19 protein-coding genes and 1 rRNA gene are annotated in these 22,858 nt (G+C 59.1%); 16 read left to right on the forward strand and 4 right to left on the reverse strand.

Going from position 1 to position 22,858, the window contains the following annotated elements; genetic code table 11:
- The 12 genes from rrf to L6966_RS11325 form a co-directional block, all read left to right on the forward strand.
- A 5S ribosomal RNA gene (gene rrf, locus L6966_RS11270) occupies positions 1-113 on the forward strand; the annotation flags it as partial.
- Between the two features lie 348 nt (positions 114-461).
- Positions 462-1,679, forward strand: a complete 1,218-nt coding sequence (locus L6966_RS11275) for a hypothetical protein (RefSeq protein ID WP_237233401.1) — start codon at positions 462-464, stop codon at positions 1,677-1,679.
- 5 nt (positions 1,680-1,684) lie between these two features.
- On the forward strand, positions 1,685-2,677 hold the full coding sequence (locus L6966_RS11280) for an HAD-IIA family hydrolase (protein ID WP_237233402.1): 993 nt from the start codon (positions 1,685-1,687) through the stop codon (positions 2,675-2,677).
- Positions 2,667-2,843 carry a hypothetical protein gene (locus L6966_RS11285; protein ID WP_237233403.1) on the forward strand — a complete coding sequence of 59 codons (177 nt, stop codon included), beginning with the start codon at positions 2,667-2,669 and terminating at the stop codon, positions 2,841-2,843. Before L6966_RS11280 ends, L6966_RS11285 begins: the two co-directional genes overlap by 11 nt.
- On the forward strand, positions 2,843-3,592 hold the full coding sequence (locus tag L6966_RS11290; protein WP_237233404.1) for a TlyA family RNA methyltransferase: 750 nt from the start codon (positions 2,843-2,845) through the stop codon (positions 3,590-3,592). The genes L6966_RS11285 and L6966_RS11290 overlap by 1 nt, the downstream gene beginning before the upstream one ends.
- Positions 3,593-3,684: 92 nt before the next feature.
- Positions 3,685-4,698: an NAD kinase gene (locus tag L6966_RS11295; RefSeq protein WP_237233405.1), complete on the forward strand. Its 1,014-nt coding sequence runs from the start codon at positions 3,685-3,687 to the stop codon at positions 4,696-4,698.
- Positions 4,695-6,401: a DNA repair protein RecN gene (gene recN, locus L6966_RS11300; RefSeq protein WP_237233406.1), complete on the forward strand. Its 1,707-nt coding sequence runs from the start codon at positions 4,695-4,697 to the stop codon at positions 6,399-6,401. Before L6966_RS11295 ends, recN begins: the two co-directional genes overlap by 4 nt.
- 661 nt (positions 6,402-7,062) lie before the next feature.
- Positions 7,063-8,724 (forward strand): CTP synthase, encoded by a 1,662-nt coding sequence (locus L6966_RS11305; protein WP_237233407.1) that lies wholly within the window; start codon positions 7,063-7,065, stop codon positions 8,722-8,724.
- A gap of 322 nt (positions 8,725-9,046) precedes the next feature.
- Complete coding sequence (locus L6966_RS11310; protein ID WP_237233408.1) at positions 9,047-10,249, forward strand: DUF3500 domain-containing protein; 1,203 nt, start codon at positions 9,047-9,049, stop codon at positions 10,247-10,249.
- A gap of 121 nt (positions 10,250-10,370) precedes the next feature.
- Positions 10,371-11,114, forward strand: a complete 744-nt coding sequence (locus L6966_RS11315) for an NUDIX domain-containing protein (RefSeq protein ID WP_237233409.1) — start codon at positions 10,371-10,373, stop codon at positions 11,112-11,114.
- A gap of 3 nt (positions 11,115-11,117) precedes the next feature.
- Positions 11,118-12,116: a site-specific tyrosine recombinase XerD gene (locus tag L6966_RS11320; protein WP_237233410.1), complete on the forward strand. Its 999-nt coding sequence runs from the start codon at positions 11,118-11,120 to the stop codon at positions 12,114-12,116.
- Between the two features lie 29 nt (positions 12,117-12,145).
- Positions 12,146-13,558 carry a dihydrolipoyl dehydrogenase family protein gene (locus L6966_RS11325; RefSeq protein WP_237233411.1) on the forward strand — a complete coding sequence of 471 codons (1,413 nt, stop codon included), beginning with the start codon at positions 12,146-12,148 and terminating at the stop codon, positions 13,556-13,558.
- A gap of 90 nt (positions 13,559-13,648) precedes the next feature.
- Here L6966_RS11325 and L6966_RS11330 read toward each other — a convergent pair whose 3' ends face one another.
- Genes L6966_RS11330 through L6966_RS11345 form a run of 4 tightly spaced genes read right to left on the reverse strand, consistent with a single transcriptional unit; the run spans position 13,649 to position 17,965 of the window.
- A complete protein-coding gene (locus tag L6966_RS11330; protein ID WP_237233412.1) occupies positions 13,649-14,785 on the reverse strand; it encodes a bifunctional 2-methylcitrate synthase/citrate synthase in 1,137 nt (378 codons plus the stop codon).
- A gap of 20 nt (positions 14,786-14,805) precedes the next feature.
- Positions 14,806-15,717 (reverse strand): methylisocitrate lyase, encoded by a 912-nt coding sequence (prpB, locus tag L6966_RS11335; protein WP_237233413.1) that lies wholly within the window; start codon positions 15,715-15,717, stop codon positions 14,806-14,808.
- A complete protein-coding gene (locus L6966_RS11340) occupies positions 15,717-17,234 on the reverse strand; it encodes an MmgE/PrpD family protein (RefSeq protein WP_237233414.1) in 1,518 nt (505 codons plus the stop codon). Before L6966_RS11340 ends, prpB begins: the two co-directional genes overlap by 1 nt.
- A 50-nt stretch (positions 17,235-17,284) precedes the next feature.
- The gene (locus L6966_RS11345) at positions 17,285-17,965 is read right to left on the reverse strand and encodes a GntR family transcriptional regulator (RefSeq protein ID WP_083091476.1); all 681 of its coding nucleotides are present in this window, start codon (positions 17,963-17,965) and stop codon (positions 17,285-17,287) included.
- Positions 17,966-18,215: 250 nt separating this feature from the next.
- Here L6966_RS11345 and L6966_RS11350 point away from each other — a divergent pair, with 250 nt between their 5' ends.
- From L6966_RS11350 to L6966_RS11365, 4 genes are all read left to right on the forward strand, one after another.
- Entirely contained in the window at positions 18,216-20,126 is a 1,911-nt protein-coding gene (locus tag L6966_RS11350; protein ID WP_237233415.1) for a propionyl-CoA synthetase, read from the forward strand.
- 161 nt (positions 20,127-20,287) lie between these two features.
- The gene (locus L6966_RS11355) at positions 20,288-21,169 is read left to right on the forward strand and encodes an SDR family NAD(P)-dependent oxidoreductase (RefSeq protein WP_237233416.1); all 882 of its coding nucleotides are present in this window, start codon (positions 20,288-20,290) and stop codon (positions 21,167-21,169) included.
- Positions 21,169-22,374: an NADH:flavin oxidoreductase/NADH oxidase family protein gene (locus L6966_RS11360; protein WP_237233417.1), complete on the forward strand. Its 1,206-nt coding sequence runs from the start codon at positions 21,169-21,171 to the stop codon at positions 22,372-22,374. Before L6966_RS11355 ends, L6966_RS11360 begins: the two co-directional genes overlap by 1 nt.
- A gap of 38 nt (positions 22,375-22,412) precedes the next feature.
- On the forward strand, positions 22,413-22,847 hold the full coding sequence (locus L6966_RS11365) for an Rrf2 family transcriptional regulator (RefSeq protein ID WP_237225214.1): 435 nt from the start codon (positions 22,413-22,415) through the stop codon (positions 22,845-22,847).
- Positions 22,848-22,858 lie beyond the last annotated feature (11 nt).

The following is a 22,858-nucleotide window of genomic DNA, read 5'->3' on the forward strand; positions in this document are numbered from 1 at the left end:
GTGGTTATAGCGAGAGGGAAACACCCGGTTCCATTCCGAACCCGGAAGTTAAGGCTCTTTGCGCTGATGGTACTGCATTGGTGACGGTGTGGGAGAGTAGGTTGCTGCCGGTTTTTTATTGTGGGATACAGGAAGGCTCGGGCTGTATAGCTCGAGCCTTTTTTGGGGGTTCTGGGTTGTGTGTTCAGGGCCCCCTTTTTTGCTTTAATGGAGGCTTATTCATAAGGTCTTTCTCTATGAATAAGCTTCATGGTTTGTTTTTTGTGCGTGGCTCGGAGCAGTAGCTCTGGGCTATTTTTCTTTTAATGTGTGGTTCAGTGTGGGTTTGTGTGCCTGATAACGTACCGGTAAGACCGGGCAGGTCCTACGCAAGGTACCCCAAGCCAGATAGACTGGAATCTAGCGAAAAAGAGGGCAGAGAAGTGTCTCACCCCCACCATAAACACCATAGAGGAGCTCACTTGGCTGAATACTCACGTAACCACTCAGATAACAACCGCGGTGGCTACAAGAAGAACAAGGACCGTAACTCCTCACGCTCCTACCGTAGTGACCGTTCAGACCGCAAGGAAGGCGGCTACACCAAGCGCGAGGGCGACCGCCCCTACGGCGAGAAGAAGAAGCTCTTTAATAAGAACCGCGGTGGCGGAAAGCGTTTCGATGACCGTAAAAACAATGGCAATGGCCGTGGCGAAGGCTCCTTCGACCGCAAGGACCGCAACTTTAGCAGTGAAGCGAAAAACCCCAGCGGAGACTACCGCCCCTCAAAGAACGCACCCGAGATTGACACCGATGTCACCGGTAAAGAACTCGAAAACTGGACCCTGCGCGCTCTGCGCCAACTTGAACCACAAAATGCTGACACCGTAGCCAAGCACCTGGTGATGGTGGGCCGCTACCTCGACATAGACCCCGACTTCGCCCTGGAGCACGCGATTGCTGCCTCCAAGCGCGCGGGCCGGATTGGCATCGTTCGCGAAGTAGTGGGCATCGCTGCCTACGCTGCAGAGAACTTTGAGCTGACCCTGCGAGAACTCCGCACCCACCGCCGTATCTCCGGCGCTAATGATCATCTGGCCCTGCTCGTGGACAGTGAACGTGCACTAGGTCGTATTGAAAAGGCCCTCACCCTGGCAGAAGAAGCAAAGAATGATGACGTGCCCGCAGCCGTCCGCTCAGAGGTCGCTATCGTGGTGTCGGGTATCTACCAGGACCGGGGTGAGCTGAAGAAAGCTATCAAAACTTTAGAAATTCCTGAACTGAACCCCAAGCGTGGCTTTGACTACTCACCGCGTCTCTTTCGTGCCTACGCTGACCTGTTACAGCAGGACGGCCGCGCTAAAGAGGCCGCCCGCTGGGGCCGCCTGGCGCTGATGACTGAGGCGGCTCTGGGGCAGGGTGACTTTGTGGAACCTGAAATCTTCGACATCTTCACCGAGCAAGAACTCCTGGAACCTGAAGAATCCTCAGTCGACTTGGAGGCAGCCGAGACGAAAGCCGGTGTTGCAGCTGAAGCCGGTGTTGCAGAAGATCCCCTGACAACAGACGAAGATGAAACAATCTTTGATGCGGCAGAACCCGCCCCCGCCTCTGAAACCGTGGCCGGTGAAGAACAGACCGAAGAAGAGAAACTCTCAGAGCTGGCTCCGGCTACCAACGAAAGTACCGAGGGGGCATAAATACTATGCTACTTGATGCACACGATGCGGTGCTTTCTGACCTTGACGGCGTGGTCTACGCGGGCCCCTTCGCAATTGAAGGGGCTCCACAGGCCCTCAACCAGGCCCAGGCTCAGGGCGTCCCCGTAGCTTTTGTGACTAACAATGCCTCCCGAAGCGTGCAGGCAGTAGCCAATCACCTGGTGGAGCTCGGTGTGAACACCGACGCTGACCATGTGGTGAGCTCCGCCCAGGCAGCTGCTGACCTGCTGGCTGAACGGCTATCTGCAGGAGCTAAAGTTCTGGTGACCGGTGCCCAGGCACTGGCCGATTGCGTGAGCGCGGCAGGGCTGATCCCCGTGACGAGTCAAGCTGATAAGCCGGCAGCGGTGGTGCAGGGCTTTAACCCTGAGATAGGGTGGGAGGATTTGGCTGAGGCAGCCTATACCCTGGCTGACGAGCAGGTCTTGTGGGTTGCCTCCAACGTTGATTTCACCATCCCCAAGGAGCGCGGTATCGCTCCCGGTAACGGCACTCTTGTTGGGGCGGTAGCAACCGCAACGGGCCGTACCCCTCTAGTTGCGGGCAAACCTGAATCCCCGATTTTTGTGACCGCGGCTAAGAAATTAGGTGCGACCCGCCCGGTGGTAGTTGGTGACCGTCTGGACACCGATATTCAGGGTGGCAACCGAGCCGCAATGGCTACAGCGGTGGTGCTGACCGGGGTAGAGACCTACCAATCCATTCTGGCAGCCATACCCCTAGAGCGCCCCACCTACATACTGACCGATTTAAACGGTTTTTTTGAGGACTACCCCGAGATTGGCGTTGAGGCAACCACCGGTGGTTTTACCGCCCGTGGCGCTGGGTGGATCGCGACGGCAGAGGAGGGCGTTCTGACTCTTACCGGTGACGGTAGCGAGCTGAACTTCTGGCGCGTAGCCTGCGCTGCCTGGTGGGCGGCGAACCCTGATACGGCGGTGCCAACCTCTCCACAGGAGTTCAACGATGGTCAGTAAAGAACCGGGGCCCTCTGGGCAGGGGCTGGGCAAACAAGAAACCGGTGCCGAGCCATACGACCCCGAATTCGAAGCAGCCCTGACCGCTGCTCTGGCTCTGGATCCCACAGAACGCATCGAGCGTCTGGGGCAACTAGCTGACGAGCTGAAAAAGGAGCTGGGCTAGTGCGTCTAGACCTGTATATGGTGCAGGCTGGCATCGCGCGCTCTCGCACATTGGCTGCCAAGATGATTGAGGGCGGCCATATCAGTGTCAATGGGCAGGTAGTAGCCAAGCCTGCTCAGAAGCTGCGTGAGGGTGATACCGTGCGTGTACGCCGTAGCGAGTTGACCGAATATGTTTCTAGGGCTGGCCACAAGCTGGCCGGTGCGCTCGACGCCTTCCCCGAGATTACCGTCAAGGGCCTGTTCTGTTTGGACGCCGGTGCCTCCACCGGCGGTTTTACTGATGTACTGTTGCGCCGCGGGGCTAGCCGTGTGGCTGCCGTGGATGTGGGCCATAACCAGCTAGTTGAGGCTATCCGTCATCACCCTGCTGTGGATGTGTATGAGGGGCTCAACGTGCGAAACTTAAGCCCCGATGACATCGGCGGTCAGGTGGCGCTTACGGTCTCTGACCTCAGCTTTATCTCTCTGACCAAGGTGGTAGAACCTCTCGCCGGAGCGACTGTTCCCGGTGGGAACCTACTGCTGATGGTCAAACCCCAATTCGAGGTGGGGCCAGCTCGCATCGGTAAGGGTGGGGTGGTGACCGATCCTGTCGCCCGTGCAGAGGCCGTGATGAAAGTCCGTAGCGCAGCGCAGGACGCAGGCCTGCACATGATGGGGGAGCAAGAAAGCCCCCTGCCAGGGCGGGATGGCAACGTGGAATTCTTTCTGTGGCTCCGTAAACCCGCGAAAGTTGACCGGGGATAGCGGCAGTCTGCCATCACCCTTTTATCGAATAAATATTCGAAGAATCTGTGTGTTGGGGTGAAAACCACGCGGGTGTCGGCTAGCCTAAAAGGGTGAAGGAAACTCAAGCCGTAGCTCCTGTAGTTCAGGGCGACCGTAAAATTCTGGTCTTTGCCCACACCGGCCGCGTCGAAGCTCGCGATGCGGCCCGCACTACCTGTACCCAGCTCTACCAGGCCGGCCTGGTGCCCGTGATGAACCGTGCCGACCTTGAGGCTCTCACTGAGAAATGGGATGACCCCGTGCCGGTTGCTGTGGCGCATGAGTCCGTAGCTCTCAAAGACATTGAACTGGGCATGGTATTGGGCGGTGATGGGTCGATTCTACGTGCTGCTGAGATGATTCGCCACACCCAGATTCCCCTGGTTGGTGTGAACCTGGGGCATGTAGGTTTTCTGGCTGAGGCTGAAGAGGTTGATTTGGCTGAAACCGTTGAGCGTGTGGTTTCTGGTGACTATACAGTAGAAGAGCGCATGGCCATCGATGTGAAGGTTTGGGTCGGTGGGTACAAAATTCTTGAAACCTGGGCTCTCAACGAGGCTAGCGTCGAAAAGGGCAACCGAGAAAAAATGATTGAAGTTGCCATTGAAGTTGACAGCCGCCCGCTCTCGTCCTTTGGCTGTGACGGTGTAGTGTTGGCTACGCCCACCGGGTCAACCGCTTACGCTTTCTCAGGTGGTGGGCCGGTCGTCTGGCCCAGCGTTGAAGCCATGCTTCTTGTACCCCTCTCTGCCCATGCCCTCTTTGCCCGCCCCCTGGTCACTGCGCCCGACTCGATGATGGCTGTAGAGCTAGTCTCGACCAACGGGGCTGAAGGCGTTCTCTGGTGCGATGGCCGCAGAACCCGTGACCTGCCACCGGGGGCGCGCGTTGAAGTAACCCGTTCTGATAAACCGGTGCGGCTAGCTCGCATGCACCCGGCCCCTTTCTCAGAGCGCCTGGTCAAAAAATTTGAGCTCCCAACTACCGGCTGGCGTGGTCCTTATTCCGCCGGCCCCGCAACCGGCACACTGCCCATGATTCCTGCCCCAGGTGCTGAACAGAACGAAGAGAGACCAGACCTGTGATTGAAGAGATTCATCTGCGTGATGTGGGCGTTATTACTGACGCTCGGCTTCCCTTGGAGCCCGGTTTCTCTGTGCTGACCGGTGAAACCGGGGCAGGTAAGACCATGGTCGTTACCGCCCTCGGCATGCTACTGGGAGCCCGCTCTGACGCGAGCTCTGTGCGCAATGGGGCCAAGAATGCTCTGGCTGAGGCCGTGATTCGGTTACCTCAGGGCCATCACGCCCTTGAGCTAGCTGAGGACGCTGGCGGGGCGGTTGAGGAGCTTGAAGGCGGCTCCGCTGAACTTCTGCTGGCTCGAACGGTCTCGGCTACTGGCCGTTCACGCGCTCACGTGGGCGGGGTTTCAGCCCCTATCGGTACTCTGGCTCAGCTGGGGCATACTTTGGTTGCTGTGCACGGCCAGTCTGATCAGTTGCGCCTTAAAGGTGTTGCTGAACAGCGTCAAGCCTTGGACTCTTATGCGGGTAAAAAGCTCGAGAAACTTCTTTCTGCTTATACCGTTAACTATGAGCGCTATAAACAGGCAGCAGGTGAGTTGCGCGACGTGCGTGAGAACACCCGTGCTCGGGCTTTAGAAGCCCAGACCCTGCATGGTGCGCTGGCAGAGATTGATGCTGTACAACCGGTTGAGGGCGAAGATGAAGCCCTGAGAGCGGAAAGCCAGAAACTGACTAACGTGGAGTCTCTACGTCAGGCTGCCGCGACGGCGTCCGTAGCGCTCTCGGGCACTGAATATGGGGAGGCTGATGCTCCCAACGTGCTGGGTCTGCTTGATGTGGCTCGCAATGCCCTGGCTGCTGAAGCTGCGGACGATGCTGAGTTGGGCGCGCTGGCCGCTCGGCTGAATGAGGCCCTGATTACGGTTACCGATATTTCTGAAGAGATTTCAGCCTACAGCTCGGGGCTTGACGTTGAGGGGCCCGAACGCCTGGCTGAGGTTGAGCACCGCCGTTCCCAGCTCAAGGCCCTGACCCGCAAGTATGGGGCAGATATCGCTGAGGTGCTGGCTTGGGCCGAGGAATCCCGCGCACGGCTTGAGACTCTCACCGATGATCCGGCCCGTCAGGAAGCTCTAGAAGTGGAGCTACGTCAGCTCCGTGAGACGCTGGGGGAGCAGGCTGCGGAGCTTACCGAGCTACGCAGCAAGGCCGCTCGCAAGCTGGCAGCGGCCGTCAGCGAGGAACTCTCAGCCCTGGCCATGCCCAACGCCTCCCTGGTGGTTGAGGTGGAAGAAACTGAGAAGTTCCACCGCTATGGCAAGGACACAGTGACCTTCATGCTGGCTCCCCACGCCCAGGCTACGCCTCGTCCCCTGGGTAAGGGCGCTTCAGGTGGTGAGCTTTCCCGCGTGATGCTAGCACTTGAAGTTGTACTGTCAGAGGTGGATCCGGTACCCACGTTCATCTTCGATGAGGTGGATTCGGGTGTAGGCGGTAAGGCTGCCATAGAGATTGGCCGCCGCCTAGCTATGCTGGCTAAGAACGTACAGGTGTTAGTGGTCACCCACCTGCCCCAGGTGGCGGCCTTCGCTGACCAGCATATACTGGTGCGTAAGAACGATGACGGTTCGCTTTCCCGGGTGCAGGTGCTCTCCGCAGAGGAGCGCGTGGTTGAGCTTGCCCGCATGCTCTCTGGGCATGATCAATCTGCTGCCGCTCAGGAACACGCCCGCGAGCTACTGGAGAGTGCCGGGCAGCTTTAGGTGAGGTAGGGCGCGGCGCTCGTTTCTTTTCCTGTCGGATAGGGTTGAACTGTTGATACATGCTCGTTTTAGTGGTTCTTAGGGGAACCTGGCTCAGTGAGGATAGAAAAAGCTATGTCTGATGTGATGATTGATTACAACCTGATTCAGGAGCTTATTGACCTTTGAGGCTTATTCAAAAGTGCTTACACCCCGGCTTCCCAGGCTCGCGCTGGATGAAGCCCAGCGGCTTCGCCTATTCCGTCGTCAGCCTTTCTTTCCTCGCGCGCTCGGAAGCTGCCGACTCCATCCGAGCAAGTGAGGAAGTAAATCTGCGGGCGGAATGGGCGTAAGCCTGACCCTCTCGCTGGTTCGCTTCGCTCACGAGGCGATTCACGTCCCGCCTTGCGGCGGATTCCGTGCCCTCATGAGTGCTCGCACGCTCGCACCCGGTCACTTCATCCGAGCCAGCAGCTGATTGATATGTATGGTCCTTGTGTTGAGGGTCTTGAACCGCAGTCTGGAGAAACAGGAACAAACTAAATTATTACGAACAGGAATATCAACCCTCAGTGTTCGAGAGATACTAGCGCCCTTACACAGCAGATATTACAGTGCCATTCTTCGCCGGCCTTCCAGCGTTTACACGCACGAAACAGAAACGGTGATAGGCTGAAATTCCGTGGTAGATACAAAAAGATCAAACAACGGTACAGTCACCCGCCAGATTTTCGTCACCGGCGGTGTAGCCTCCTCACTCGGTAAGGGCCTCTCAGCCTCATCTCTCGGCCGACTTCTTCGCTCTCGTGGTCTTTCTGTGACCATGCAGAAGCTCGACCCCTATCTCAACGTCGATCCCGGCACCATGAACCCCTTCCAGCACGGTGAAGTTTTCGTCACCGACGACGGGGCAGAAACCGACCTTGACATAGGCCACTACGAGCGCTTCCTTGACGAGAACCTGACCCAGGCAGCGAACGTGACTACCGGTCAGGTCTACTCTCACGTCATCGCAAAGGAACGCCGCGGCGAATACCTGGGCGACACCGTGCAGGTCATTCCTCACATCACCGACGAAATTAAGCGCCGTATGCGCCTGCCCGCCGAAGGTGAGAACGCCCCCGACATCATCATCACCGAAATCGGCGGAACCGTGGGCGACATCGAATCCCTGCCCTTCCTTGAAGCTGCCCGCCAGGTGCGCCGCGATGTGGGCCGCCGCAACGTCTTCTTCCTGCACGTTTCCCTGGTTCCCTTCATCGGGCCGTCCGGTGAACTGAAAACAAAGCCCACCCAGCACTCCGTTGCTGCCCTGCGCGGCCTGGGCATCATTCCCGACGGCCTGATTCTGCGCTGTGAGCGCGAAGTGCCCGAATCCCACAAGATCAAGATTGGTCACGCCTGCGACGTTGAGCCCGAGGCTGTCATATCCTGCGCAGATGCCCCCAGCATCTACGACATCCCCAAGACCCTGCACAGCCAGAACCTGGACGCCTACATCCTGGACTACCTGGGCATCGACGCCGAGCCCGTTGACTTCACCGCCTGGGATAAGCTGCTGGGCGCAGTCCACACCCCCAAAACCGAGGTCAACGTTGCCCTGGTCGGCAAGTACATCGACCTACCCGACGCCTACCTGTCGGTCACCGAGGCCCTGCGCGCCGGCGGCTTTGCCAACGACGCTAAGGTCAACATCAAGTGGGTTGCCGCTGACCTCTGCGCAAGCCAGGAGGACGCTGCCCACCAGCTGCGCGGTATGGACGCCATTCTCGTGCCCGGCGGCTTCGGCATCCGTGGCCTCGACGGCAAGATTGGCGCCCTGCGCCACGCTCGCGAACACAAGATTCCCACCCTGGGTATCTGCTTAGGGTTGCAGTCCATGGTGCTCGAATACGCCCGCAACGTGCTCGGCATCAGGGATGCCTCCTCCACCGAGTTCGACCCTGAGACCGCCTCCCCGCTGATTGCCACCATCGAAGAGCAGAAGGCCTTCGTGGACGGCGCAGGCGACCTGGGCGGTACTATGCGCCTGGGCCTCTACCCGGCATCCTTAGCTGCCGGTTCCCTGGCTGAACGTGTCTACGGGGCAACCGAGGTAGCAGAACGCCACCGCCACCGCTACGAGGTCAACAACGACTACCGTCAGCAGCTGGAAGAAGCGGGCCTGGTTATCTCCGGTACCTCTCCCGATTCCTCCCTGGTGGAGTTCGTAGAGCTTCCCGCCAGCGTCCACCCCTACTACATTGCTACCCAGGCCCACCCTGAGTACCGCTCTCGCCCTACCCGCCCCCACCCTCTCTTCACCGGGTTGATTAGGGCAGCGCTGGAGAACCGCAAGGGCTAAATACCGGCTGAAGGGTACTCCTTTAGTTCTCGCCAGGCTTCACCGATGTAGTTGGAACAAAACCGGGGGCAGTTCAGGGTAGAGGGCTTTTGAGTAAGCCTTCCTGCGGCCTTGTAGAAGGAAACTGGCGATATGCCTGTGAAGCTGTGAAGCCTGTGAATCGAGCAAGGACCAAAAATTTGGTATATGCAAAGCGAAAAAATGAATGATTTTGTCAGGAGTTACTTGTAGTAGATAGCAGACAGGTGAGGGGAGAGGATGTAACCTGTGAGTTGCGGGGTATCAGCTAGTTAGGGTAGTAAAAGTTGCTAGCCTTAGCTGCATGGCAAAAACAAATATTCCGTCAAAACTCACCCTTACCGGCGTCTCCCTGGCTCTCGGTGCCCTGATTTTCTCTGGTTGTACCAGCAGTACCGAAAGTAGCTCATCCTCTAGCTCTACCACATCAGCAGTTGCAAGCTCCTCAGCAGGTGAGACCAGCGCATCAACATCCTCTGCTGAAGGAACGGTAGCCACCATTGCAGACACAGCTACAGCAGCTGAAGACTTCATGGCCACCCTGAGCGACACCGAAAAAGAAACCCTGCTTTACGACTACACCGATGAGACCAAATCAACCGCATGGTCTAATTTCCCTGTCTCCTTTGTGCAGCGCAACGGTCTGAATCTCAACGACCTGACCGAAGAACAGCAGGCTGCCGCCCTCAAGGTCCTTGAAAATTTGCTCAACGATGATGCCTACGCTATGGCCGTCAACATCATGAACGGCGACAAGCACCTGTTGGAAGACAGCACCTCTACCGAAGAGACCCTGGGCCAGTACTACATCGCTATCTATGGTGACCCGTCTGATACCTCATCCTGGGCTATCCAGTTCGGCGGTCACCACCTTGGTCTCAACGTTGACCTGAATGGCGAAGCCAACAGCATCACCTTCGCTCCCACCCACCTAGGCTCCCAGCCCTACTCCTACACCAACGACTCCGGTGAAACCATCACCACTATGGACGGTATCTACACCGATGCCTTTGCTCTCTACAACTCCCTGAACGAAGATCAGGCTTCCACCGCCTACCAGGGCGAAAGCGTGTCAAATCTGACCTGCGCTCCCGGCGACACCTGCGACTTCTCCACGGGCACCGGCATCGCAGCCTCAGAGCTCACCGACGAGCAAAAGGACCTTCTGCTGGAACTCATCCGCAACTATGCCGGTATGGCAGATGACGAAAGCTGGGAAACCCAGAAGGCCGCCATTGAGGCTACCCTGGATGAAACCTACCTCAGCTGGGAGGGCGCAACCTCCTACGACACCTCAACCGACGGAGGCATCTACTTCAAGATCTCCGGCCCCCACGTTTACATCGAGTTCTCCTGTCAAGGTAACTCAGCTCAGGCAGACGTTGACGGTGAAATTACCGCTGGCTGGGGCCACGTCCACTCCATCTACCGTGACCCCACTAACGATTACGCAGGTTCAGTTGAACAGGGCGAAGCAGCTGTTATGGCAGGTGGTCCTGGAGCATAAACTACACAAGTCCTCATACTAGCCAAACACTCTGCGCCCCGCATCGCCAAATGTGGGGCACAGCCCCCTTAAGGAGATGGAGTAGGGTGGACTTAGAGGAAACCCCGAGAAGGACGGTACCGTGCAGCAAGACCTCAACTACTCAGTGGGCGGTGCTCCCCGCCTAGACGCCCCGGCTCTGGCAGAAACCCAAGAAACCATCGCTGACATAGCCAATCCTCGCTACGTCACCAGCTGTGAAACCAAATTTGAAGGTTACGTGTGGGATGTGGTGCGAGAGGGAGTCGCTCTCAAAGAAGACACCGAACCTTTTGAACGTGACTTTCTGGTGCACCCCGGAGCAGTGGCCGTTCTTGCCCTTAACCAGGAAAACAAAATACTTCTCATCAACCAGTACCGTCACCCCGTACGCGCCAATCTCTGGGAGATTCCCGCTGGCCTGCTCGATATTGACGGCGAACCGCCGCTCGACGCTGCAGCTCGTGAACTAGCTGAAGAAACCGACCTGCGGGCCGGGCGCTGGGACACCCTGATGGAGTTCTATAACTCACCCGGCGGCATGGGGGAGACCTGCCGAATCTACCTGGCCCGCGACCTGAGCCCCATCCCCGAAGAAGACCGGGAAGAACGCGTGCACGAGGAATCAGAAATCGTGCAGCGCTGGGTTCCCCTCGAAGAAGCCGTGCACGCGGTGCTAGCAGGGCGTATTCACAACGCAGCCTCTACCAACGCCATCCTGGCCGCCGACGCGGCCTCCCGCCGTGACTATAAGACCCTCTACCCGGCGTCCGCCCCCTTCACCGCCCACCCGGCGCTACGCGACCCCAACTACCGGGGGGAAATCCGGCCAGCCGAAAGGCTCTAAACCGTGACAGCTACCGGTTCTCAGCCGAAACCAACGCCCCTCACCCAGGCAATCGAGGTCTACCTTGACCACCTAGGCATCGAACGGGGGCTAACCGCTAACACTGTGGCCTCCTACCGGCGCGATTTGACCCGCTATAGCACCTACCTTGCCGGTCAGGGCGTGATTGACCCCCGCATCATTACCAAGAAACACGTGCGTGACTTTATCGCTGATGCCGCGACCACTAGCGACGATAAGGCTGCGCTCTCTGCCCGCTCCGTTGCACGAGTTACCAGCGGCGTCAGAGGGGCCCACGCCTTCTGGCACAGGGAAGGGGTTACCCCTAGTAACCCTGCGGCCACTGTACGCCCGCCAAAGCTGGGCGTCCGCCTGCCCAAGGCGTTACCTCTTGACATCATCACGAAACTACTCGAAAGCCCCGACCCCGCCACTCCAGCGGGTCTGCGCGACCGTGCCCTGCTCGAATTTCTCTACTCCACCGGGGCCCGTATCAGCGAGGCCATCGGGGTTGACCTTGACGACCTCGCGATTGAGAAGGACGCCGGTGCAACGACCTCTGAGGTCGGGCAGGGGAGCGGAAGCCCGCTTCCCGCCGTTGCGAGGGTCTTTGGTAAAGGCAATAAGGAGCGGGTGATTCCGGTAGGCTCCTACGCCACCCGAGCAATTGAAGACTACCTGGTACGGGGGCGCCCGACCCTCGCCTCGAAAGGAAAGGGCACTCCCGCGCTCTTCCTCAACGCACGCGGAGGGCGTATTACACGCCAGGGGGCCTACCTGATTCTTAAAACCCATGCTGAGCGCGCACGGGTCACCGCAGAAATCTCACCGCACACTCTGCGCCACTCCTTCGCTACCCACCTGCTCGAAGGCGGGGCAGACATTCGTGTGGTACAGGAACTGCTGGGCCACTCATCAATTACCACCACCCAGGTGTACACCAAGGTCACCGCAGAAACTCTACGGGAAGTATTCGCCGCCGCTCATCCTCGTGCCCGATAGTTTTTGCCCCCTGCTCGAAAGGAACACCCATGTCAAACCTGAAAAATTCTGCCACCTATGATCTTGTAGTCATTGGCGCCGGGCCCACCGGCGAGAACGTCGCCCAATATGCGGTAGAAGGTGGGCTAACCGCCGTTCTCGTCGAGCACGAGTTGCTGGGTGGTGAGTGCTCCTACTATGCCTGCATGCCCTCCAAGGCCCTGTTACGCCCCGTACAGCTAGTGCAACTCGCCCAGAAACTGCCAGGGGTGCAGGGCATCAGCCTCAACGCCCAGGAGCTGTTGCGCCGCCGCGATGCCTGGGTCTCCCGCTACCAGGACGCCAGCCAGGTCAGCTGGGCGCGTAGTGCCGGTATCGATGTGGCGCGGGGCCACGGCCAGCTAGCTGGTGAAAAGACAGTGAAGGTGAACGCAGCTGATGGATCCGCCTGTACCCTACACGCCACCGGCGCTGTGGTCATAGCAACTGGCTCAAAACCCGCGATACCTCATCTCTACGAGGGCTTACATCCCTGGGATAATCGGGACGTCACCGGTGTGGTGCAGGTACCCGACACCCTGACGATTGTGGGTGGTGGCGTGGTCGCGCTCGAAGCTGCCACATGGATGGCTGCCCTGGGAACCCGCGTAACCCTACTGGTGCGCGGGAACCACCTATTAGGTGCACTGGGTGCTGAGGTTGAGGGGCTCAGTGAGGTTGTGGCTTCAGCACTAGCTGATCAGGGTGTGTCTCTGCGCTTTGGGGCGACGGTGGTTCAGGCCGAGCGAGAAAAAGCTCGGGCTACCGGACTAGGCCAGATTCACGGAGGGCCGGTTACCCTCATCTTTGAGAACGGGGAACAACTTGTCAGCGATGAAATTCTTCTGGCCACCGGGCGCACCCCTGCCCTAGACGGGCTGGGCTTAGAAACTATCGGTCTGACCGCAGAACGGGCGCTCGCAGGCGAAACCCCTGACTGGCTGCACTTCATTGGAGACGCAGCCGGGAGGGATATGCTCACCCACCAGGGCAAGTACGAGGCAAGGACGCTGGGCGCCCGTTTGGCCAGACAGGCTGGATACAAATTGGGGTGGCCCACACCTGTGCCCCAGGTTATTTTTACTCAGCCACAGGTTGCCCAGGTGGGCCTCACAGGCCCGGCCGCAGAACAGGCCGGGCACACCGTGGTCACTGCCCGCGTTGACATGAAAGAGGTCGCCGGAGCCGCTCTGCTCTCAAACCTCAATCGCGGTTTTGCTGAACTGGCCGTAGACGCTGCTACCGGCGTCTTGCTCGGTGCGGTATTTGTGGGTGAGGAAGCCGCCGAGCTCCTGCACGCAGCTACTATCGCCGTCACTGCCCAACTGCCCGTCAAGCTACTGCGGCATGCAGTGCCTGCCTACCCCACAGCTTCAGAAATCTGGTTGCGTCTACTGGAAAGACTGCCCAGAGAGCTACGTTAGCGACCCTAGACAGACTACAGCAGAGGCCGGCTGGTTTGGGAGTAGCTCCCGAACCAGCCGACCTCTAGGGCGTGCTCGTGGGTGGGCGGTTTACCCTAGGTGCCGCTCGTCCGCGCCGTTGTAGGCAGACAGCGGGCGAATCAGCGAGTTAGCCGCGCGCTGCTCCAGAATGTGGGCCGTCCAGCCGGTGATACGGGAGGCCACAAAGATGGGGGTGAAGGTGGGAGTATCAAAGCCCATCAGGTGGTAGGTGGGGCCAGCCGGGTAGTCCAGGTTGGGCTTGATACCCTTGGCCTCGTCCATGGCTTCAGCCAGGCCCTGGTAGAGACCGATAATATCCTGGCGCCCGTAGTATTCAACCATGTCAAAGAAGGACTTCTGCATGGTCGGCACACGGGAGTCACCGTTCTTGTAGACCCGGTGGCCAAAGCCCATAATCTTCTTCTTCTCGGCCAGGGCAGCCTCCATCCAGGCCTTGGCGCGGGCCTTGGCGTCTGCCTGGGACTCACCCTCAATCACACCGATTTCGTCGAAGGTATGCTGCACAGCCTCGTTGGCGCCACCGTGCAGGGGCCCCTTGAGGGCGCCGATAGCGCCGGTGACAGCCGAGTGCAGGTCAGAGAGAGAGGAGGTAATGACGCGGGCAGTGAAGGTGGAGGCGTTGAAGGAGTGCTCGGCATACATGACCATGGAGACGTTGAAGGCGGTCTTGACCTCGGGGGCCGGGACCTCACCGAAAGCCATGTAGAGGAAGTTATCGCAGTAGTCCAGGTCATCGCGAGGGGCAATCATCTCCTGGCCCCGGCGGCGGCGCTGGTCGTAGCACACCACAGCGGGCATGACCGCAAACAGCTCCTTGGCTTTGAGAAGCTCGGTCTCGGGGGAGAGATCCTCGCTCTTAGGGTCTGCTGCGCCTAAGAAGGAGGTTGCAGTGCGGCAGACATCCATAGGGTGGCAGTCGGTGGGTAGGGCATCAATGACCGCCTTCAGTGCTGACGGTAGCTCACGGTGGGCTCGCTCGAAAGCGGTGAACTCCGCTAGTTCCTCGTCGGTGGGTAGCTCCCCGTTCCAGAGCAGTAGCGCTACCTTCTCAAACGGGACGGTCGCCAGCTCCTGCACCGGGTAGCCCCGGTAGAGCAGGGAGTTGGTTTCTGCATTGACCTTCGAGACGGCGGTGTGGTCGGCGACTACACCGGCCAGACCTTTTTTGACATCGTTGTCGCTCATGTCTGTTTCTCCTTGTACGTTTAGGCTTCGAACTTACCCGGCACTTCAAAGTTGAAGATACCGGTATCGAACTGGTTGTAGGCCTCGTAGTCAACCAGGTCGTAGAGGCGTGAGCGTGTGAACATCTGGTCCACAAAGGCCTCCTGGGTGCCATCACGCTCGATGGTTTCCAGCGCTCGTTCCATGGCTCCCAGTGAGGAGCGCAACAGGGTGACGGGGTAGATAATCATTGAGATACCTACCTCGGCCAGCTGCTCCTTGGTGTAGAGCTCGCTCTTGCCGAACTCGGTCATGTTAGCCAGTACCGGCACATCGACAGCGTCGCAGACTGCCTTGAACTCGTCCAGGTTTTTCATGGCCTCGGGGAAGATGGCATCTGCACCGGCATCTACCAGGGCCTTGATACGGTTGATGGTCTCTTCTAGTGATGAGGTGCCGCGCAGATCGGTGCGGGCCATAATCAGGAAGTTCTCGTCCCGGCGGGCCTCAGCTGCGGCCTTGATGCGCTTGGTGGCGGTTTCAAGGTCGACCATGTTCTTGTTGTCCAGGTGGCCGCAGCGCTTGGGGTTGAACTGGTCCTCAATGTGGCAGCCAGCTAGGCCGTATTCTTCAAATTCCTGGATGGTACGGGCCACGTTCATGGGCTCACCGAAGCCGGTATCGGCATCCACGATAGCGGGCAGGTTGGTGATGCGGGCAATCTGCCCGGCCCGCTGGGCTACCTCAGAGAGGGTGGTGAGCCCGACGTCCGGAAAACCCAGCTCGTTAGCCAGCACCGCGCCCGAGATGTAGATACCATCGAAGCCCTTTTCCTCAATCAGGCGGGCTGAGAGGGGAGTGTAGGTGCCGGGGAACTGACGAATCTGGTCGCTAGCCAGCATATCGCGCAGGTCCTTGCGCTTTTGGGCAACGGTTTTTGAAGCGTACAGCATTAGAAAATACCCTTCTTGCCGGTTTCCAGGTCGATAGAGGCGGTGATATTGAGGGCATCCAGCTCACCTGCGCCCAGGTTAGCCAGGTTCTCAGCTGCCTCAATGAAGCGGTTCTGCTCTTCTTCTGAGACCTTGCCTTCGGCAAGCTTACGGAACTTGCCGATGTAGTCTTCGCGGGCGAAAGGACGGGCACCGAGCGGGTGGGCGTCAGCTACGGCGATTTCTTCGCTGAAGGTCTCACCATTGGCTAGCTTGATTTCAACGCGGCCACCGAAGGCCTTTTCGGCGGGGTCGTTGGAGTGGTAGCGGCGGGTCCATTCGGCGTCCTCGGCGGTGGTGACCTTGTGCCAGAGAGCTACGGTATCTTCGCGCTGGGCACGTTTGGGGGCGTAGGAGCCGACGTGGTCCCACTCGCCGTCCTGCAGCATGACGGTGAAGATGTAGGGGATGGAGTGATCCAGGGTTTCGCGGGTAGCGGTGGGGTCGTACTTCTGGGGGTCGTTGGCGCCTGAGCCGATAACGTAGTGGGTGTGGTGGGAGGTGTGCAGAACAATCGACTCAATGTTCTCGGGGTTGGCGAACTCGGGGTGTTCGCGGTGCAGCTTGCGGGCCAGGTCAATCCAGGCCTGGGCCTGGTACTCGGCGGAGTGCTCCTTGGTGTAGGTATCGAGGATAGCGCGCTTGGGTTCGCCAACCTCAGGCAGGGGCACCTCGTAGTGGGCGTCGGGGCCATCGAGCATCCAGGCGATGACGCCGTCCTCGCCCTCGTAAATCGGCACGGGGGAGGTCTGGCCGCGCATGGCGCGGTCTACTGCCTCTACAGCCATCTTGCCCGCGAAGGCAGGGGCGTACGCCTTCCAGGTGGAGATTTCACCCTTGCGGGACTGGCGGGTGGCGGTGGTGGTGTGCAGGCCCTGGCCGATGGCCTGGAAGATGGTTTCGGTATCTAGCCCCAGCAGGGTGCCGATACCGGCAGAAGCGGACGGGCCGATGTGGGCAACGTGGTCAATCTTGTGCTTGTGCAGGCAGATAGCCTTGACCAGGTCAACCTGTACCTCGTAGCCGGTGGCAATACCGCGGATGAGGTCGCGGCCGGTGGAGCCTACATGCTGGGCGACTGCCAGAATCGGGGGGATGTTATCGCCGGGGTGGGAGTACTCAGCGGCCAGGAAGGTGTCGTGGTAGTCCAGCTCGCGCACGGCCACACCGTTGGCCCAGGCAGCCCATTCGGGGGAGACCTTGGTGCTGGCGGCAACGCCGAAGATGGCTGCGCCCTTGCCGTTGGGGGAGTGGGCGTGGGTGAGGGCCTGGTCGCGGGCGGAGATGATGGGGCCGCGGTTGAGCGATGCAATAGCTACAGAGGCATTGTCAATGATGCGGTTGATGACCATCTCTTCAACCTCGGGGAGCACCTCAACGGGGTCGGTGGCTACCTGGGCTAGCTTGTAGGCGAGCTGGTCTTCGCGGGGCAGATTTTCTTCTGACTTGTAAACGCGGACAGAGTGCAGCTTGGTCACTGAATCTTCCTTTCGTGTGGGTGCTTGCTCGTCAGGGCCGGGGTTGGGGGCTAGACGGTGGTTTCCGAGTGATCGAAGAGGTCGTGCTGGCTTTGGGAGGCAGCGGCTTCTTCGATGGCGTAGAGTGCGTTGGCCAGGTGGAGCCTGGTTGCGGCCTCTGCTAGTTGGGGGTCGCCCGAGGCGATGCAACGGGCGATTTGGGTATGCTCTTCGGCAGCTTGCGCCAGCCGAACGGGGTTGGCTTTCGACAGCTTGCGGATGCGGGTGAGCTGGGTGCGCAAGGACGTCTGTGCCTGATGTAGGTAGCGGTTACCGGCTGCTGCGTCGATTGCTGTATCGAGCTCATCGACTAGGCTGTAGTACTCGGCAAGCCGGGTACTTCCCTTGTGGAGATCGAGGGCAGCCAGCTCGAAAGCCTTGGCAAGCTGCTCGAAAACCTGCCGGTTACCCCGCCGCGCTGCCAGCGCGGCAGCCGTGCTGTCGAGGCTGGTTCGTAGCTCGAAGAGGGCGTACACGTTTGCCAGTGAAATTGGTGCTACGATGACGCCGCGCCCGGGGGCAGGTTCAGCAAGGCCCTCAGAGAGTAGCCGTGAGATAGCTTCGCGGACTGGAGTGCGGGAAACCCCTAGCCGTTCAGACTGCTCGACCTCTGCAATGACGGAACCGGGAGCGAGCATTCCCTCCATGATGTCGCTGCGTAGGCTCTGGTAGGCCAGCTCACTAGCTCTCATTGGCTCCCTCCTCTTAGGGCCTTGTGATTTGCCGCACTGAAACGGGCGGTATGACCACCTTAAAGCAGAAGCCTGCTATTTGTATACAAAAGGAGTAAAAATTTCTGGAAAAACCTGAAATATTGCGTCATTTTTGACCATAATTCAGAAATTTGTATACAAAGACTTGCACGATGTGACCCTTGGCACTAGGTTGGAGTCACTCCCTCCTCACAACTTCACCACCGGCGTCCGCAAAGGAGCACCCCACATGGCAAGCTACAAAGACACCTATACCCGCAGCATTGAAGCCCCCGAAGCATTTTGGCTAGAGCAAGCGGAAGCTATCACCTGGGAAGAAAAACCTTCTGTGGCACTAGATGGCTCGCGGGCACCCCTCTACCGTTGGTTCCCTGACGGCACCCTTAACACCTGCTACAACGCAATCGACCGCCACATCGAAGCCGGCTACGGAGACCGCGCGGCCATCACCTATGACTCAGCCATGCTGGGCACTCGCCAGAATATTACCTACTCAGAACTCAAGGGTGAGGTCGAAAAAATTGCCGGGGCGCTCGCGTCCGCCGGAGTGGCAAAGGGTGACCGCGTACTCATCTATATGCCCATGATTCCCCAGGCTGCCATGGCTATGCTGGCAGTTGCCCGCCTGGGCGCTGTGCACTCGGTTGTCTTTGGCGGCTTTGCCCCCAACGAGCTGGCCAGCCGTATCAACGACTGCTCGCCTAAGGTCGTCCTCACCGCATCAGGCGGGGTGGAGCCTAAGCGCCGTATCGAATACATTCCCGCAGTTGAAAAAGCTATCGATGTGGCCGCTGAAAAGCCTCGCACCGTCTTTGTTTTCGAACGTGAGGGCTTTGAAAACTCGGTTGCAGATGCTGCGACCCGTGCCGAAGAAAACGGCACCGGCGTAAGCTGGGTTGACTGGGGGGCTGCTGTTGAAGGGGCTGAGCCACATGCCCCCGTCCCCGTGAAAGCTACCGACCCGCTCTACATTCTTTACACCTCCGGGACCACCGGTACCCCCAAGGGTGTGGTGCGTGATAACGGCGGCCATGCTGTGGCGCTAGCCTGGACCATGAAGAACATCTACAACGTAGGGGCTGGTGAGGTGATGTGGTGTGCCTCAGATGTTGGATGGGTTGTTGGGCACTCCTACATTGTCTATGGGCCTCTGCTGGTAGGGGCCACCACCGTGCTCTATGAGGGTAAGCCCGTGGGGACGCCGGATGCTGGTGCCTTCTGGCGCGTCATTCAAGAATCTGGCGCCAAGTCTCTCTTCACCGCTCCTACCGCCCTACGCGCCATTCGCAAGGCAGATCCGGAGGCTGAGTTGCTAGGCAACTATGATATTTCTTCTCTGCAACTGCTCTTCGTAGCCGGGGAGCGGCTAGACCCTGAAACCTACCACTGGGCCACTGAAAAGCTGGGCGTGCCCGTCATCGATAACTGGTGGCAGACCGAAACCGGCTGGGCCATTGCCGCCAACCCCCGCGGCCTAGAAGCTCTTCCCCTCAAGCCCGGATCCCCGTCCGTGCCCTCACCGGGCTACAACCTGCAGGTGCTCGATCCCTTTGGTGAACCGGTTGGCCCCGGCGCAGAGGGCAACCTGGCTATTAAACTGCCCATGCCCCCGGGTACCCTGCCGACCCTCTGGGGTAACGACGACCGCTACATCTCCTCCTATCTCGACGCTTTCCCCGGCTACTACACCACCGGTGACTCTGGCTATATCGATGAGGACGGGTATGTCTTTGTGATGGGTCGCACCGACGACGTAATCAACGTATCTGGCCACCGACTCTCAACAGGGGCCATGGAGCAGGTGCTCGCAAGTCACCCGGCTGTGGCCGAATGTGCTGTGATTGGTGTGGCTGACCAGCTCAAGGGCCAGCGGCCCGCCGGGTATGTGGTACTCAAGGCCGGGGCAGATATTACCGAAGAGCAGCTGGCTGCTGAGCTCATTGCCAGCGTGCGCAACGATATCGGGGCTGTGGCTGACTTCAAGGACGTCAAGATCGTGGAAGCCCTGCCCAAGACCCGCTCCGGCAAGATTCTGCGCAAGACCATGCGCCAGATCGCCGACGGTGAGCAGTACACTGTTCCCTCCACTATTGAGGACATGAGTGTGCTGGACGATATTGCCAGGATTCTCAAGGGCTAGAGAATCTTAGTTCACTGGGGGAGCTGCCCACCTACTTCCTAAAAGGGGAGGGGTGGGCAGCTCCTTGGTCTGTGGGTGACTTCATGGTTGATCAGGTGGCAGGTGGGCGCAGTACAGGCTAGTATTGTTTTTGTATCAATAACAAATACAAAAGGATTTGCGTGAAACCCCTCACCGTACTCATCACCGGTTCGACCGACGGCATCGGCCAGCAACTAGCCCTCAAGCTGGCGGCGGACGGTCACCGCGTCCTTGTCCACGGCCGCAACCCTGACAAGCTCGCCCGCACCCTGGAGCTTGTGCAGCAAGCGTCAACCGGTGGAGAGGCTGAAGGCTACCTTGCTGATCTTTCAACCCTGGACGGGGTCTACACCCTGGCGCGAGAGGTACAGCAGAAGCACGACAAGCTCGATGTGCTCATCAATAATGCCGGTGTCTTTGCAGGCAAGAAGCAGCGACAGGCCAACGAACACAATGTTGAGTTGACCTTCATGCTCTCAGTCCTTGCCCCCTACCTACTAACCCGGGAACTTGAAGGCCTGCTCGAAGAATCTGGCCAGGGGCGGATTATCAACACCTCATCCCTCATGCACCACTTTGCGCGCGGGGCCCAGAAGCTGGACTTTGGATTCGTTACCTCTTTTAGCCCCTGGCGGGCCTACAATAACTCCAAGCTCTACGCCATCTGGCTGACCCGGGCCCTGGCCCGAGAGTACGCTGGCCGAGGCGCCCGCCTGACGGTCAATGCCTACCACCCGGGGCTGGTCAAAACCAATATTGGTGGCTCGGCAGACCGCAAGAATCCCATGACCCGACTATTCGGTCGCCTCATGGACCGGGCTGCGATCAGCCCCCAGGAAGGGGCAGAAATCGGTTACTACCTGGCTCAATCCAGTCAGGTGGCAGGTATCAGCGGCGCCTACTTCGACCGCAAGAAAAAAGCCCGGGTATCTGCCCACGGCTACAGCCAGGCAGCAGCTGACCGCCTGCTCGAATACTGCGACACCGTACTTCACAGCTACCGCGCCACGTCAGGACAATAATGACCCAGTCCCCTCTCTTTTCAAGCATCACCTTCGGCTCAGGCCAGCAGGCTAAAAACCGCATGGTCAAAGCCGCCATGAGCGAAGCTATGGCTAAGTCCGACCACAACCCAACCCCCGAGCATATCCGCCTCTACGCCCGCTGGGCTGCCGGCGGGGTAGGTACTCTCATGACCGGTAACGTCATGGTAGACCGGCGCTACCTGGGTGAACCTGGCAACCTGGTGCTCGATGCCAAGAGTGATCTTAGAGCCTTTGGGGCCTGGGCAACTGCTGCCACCGGCCAGGGAACTCTGGCTCTAGTGCAGCTGAACCACCCTGGTAAGCAGATGCCCAGGGGCTCCGGGCGGCAGCCTATAGCCCCCAGCGCCCAGCCCTTAGAAGGTGAGCTGGCAACCGGTTTTGCCCCGCCGCGGGCTATGACCCTAGCTGAAATCGAAGGAACCATTCAGGCCTTCGTTCTAGCGGCCCAGCTGGCCCAGCAGGCCGGCTTCAGCGGAGTGGAAATTCATGCAGCCCACGGCTACCTGATTAACCAGTTCCTCTCACCGGCTGATAACCAGCGTACTGATGCCTATGGGGGCTCCTTCGAGAACCGCACCCGCTTCTTGAGGGAGGTTTACACGAGAATTCGACAGGTAGTGGGGAAAGATTTTATCGTCGGCCTCAAACTCAACGCCACCGATTTCTCAGAGACCGGCTTCAGCTTTGAGGATTGCCAACGTCTTGTTGCCCTCATGCAGGAGGCCGGGGCTGACTTCATCGAGATATCCGGCGGCAACTACTCCAGCCCCGTCTTCGGTGGGGAGGGCACAGAGCTACTGACCTATGCCAAGGCCCTGGCCCAGCAGGCTACAATGCCCATTATCTCAACCGGCGGCTTCCGCTCGGTGGAGGCCATGGAGGAGGCCCTGGCGGACGGGGTGAGTATGATTGGTCTTGCCCGGCCCCTGGCCCTCAAGCCTGAACTACCCACTGAGATCCGCCGCGGGCAGGTGCACTCCTGGCAGACTCCCCGGGTCACCACCGGTAGTAGGCACCTTGACCGGGCACTCCAGTTCTTACTCAGTATCAGCTACTATGAAGGGCAAATGCGACGTCTAGGCCGAGGGAAGGAGCCAGCCAGCTCGACCAAGGTCTTGCCCTTTCTGCTTGCCACCCTTGCCCACCACGGCCGCTCAGCCCTGCGTCCCCGCCGAATCTAAGCTAGCCCACCCCTCTTACCTGCTCAAAGGATCCTTGAATGGACACCAAATTCTCAGTAGCCATCCACACCCTGGTCATGCTTTCTGAAACCGAGGACAAGCTCACCTCAGAAACCATCGCCGCCAGCGTCGGGACAAATGCTAGCTACATTCGCAAAGTTATCTCCCTGCTCAAAAACGCTGACCTGCTTGAACGCCTACCCGGCAGTTTCGACTACCAGCTGGGCAAGCCAAAAAACACCATGACCCTGCTGGATATCTACCGGGCTGTCAACCCCAATATCCACATCGATGTCCACCAGAATGCAAACCCAGATTGCCCCGTCGGCGGCCATATCAATGCGGTGCTCGAACCCATTGCGGCCCAGGCCGAGCAGGCCCTGGCCCAGCAGTTGGAGGCAACCACCCTAGATACGGTCATCGAAGATATTAGGGTTAGCTACCTGGCCGCCCACCCCGACGCTCAGATTTAACATCACCATTA

The organism is Rothia nasisuis (genome assembly GCF_928381405.1).
Lineage (GTDB): Bacteria > Actinomycetota > Actinomycetes > Actinomycetales > Micrococcaceae > Rothia > Rothia nasisuis.

Coding starts and splice junctions, on each gene's coding strand:
- L6966_RS11280 (WP_237233402.1), top strand. CDS start 1,685: ATGCTACTTGATGCACACGATGCGGTGCTTTCTGACCTTGACGGCGTG.
- L6966_RS11285 (WP_237233403.1), top strand. CDS start 2,667: ATGGTCAGTAAAGAACCGGGGCCCTCTGGGCAGGGGCTGGGCAAACAA.
- L6966_RS11310 (WP_237233408.1), top strand. CDS start 9,047: ATGGCAAAAACAAATATTCCGTCAAAACTCACCCTTACCGGCGTCTCC.
- L6966_RS11325 (WP_237233411.1), top strand. CDS start 12,146: ATGTCAAACCTGAAAAATTCTGCCACCTATGATCTTGTAGTCATTGGC.
- L6966_RS11330 (WP_237233412.1), bottom strand. CDS start 14,785: ATGAGCGACAACGATGTCAAAAAAGGTCTGGCCGGTGTAGTCGCCGAC.
- prpB (WP_237233413.1), bottom strand. CDS start 15,717: ATGCTGTACGCTTCAAAAACCGTTGCCCAAAAGCGCAAGGACCTGCGC.
- L6966_RS11345 (WP_083091476.1), bottom strand. CDS start 17,965: ATGAGAGCTAGTGAGCTGGCCTACCAGAGCCTACGCAGCGACATCATG.
- L6966_RS11350 (WP_237233415.1), top strand. CDS start 18,216: ATGGCAAGCTACAAAGACACCTATACCCGCAGCATTGAAGCCCCCGAA.
- L6966_RS11360 (WP_237233417.1), top strand. CDS start 21,169: ATGACCCAGTCCCCTCTCTTTTCAAGCATCACCTTCGGCTCAGGCCAG.
- L6966_RS11365 (WP_237225214.1), top strand. CDS start 22,413: ATGGACACCAAATTCTCAGTAGCCATCCACACCCTGGTCATGCTTTCT.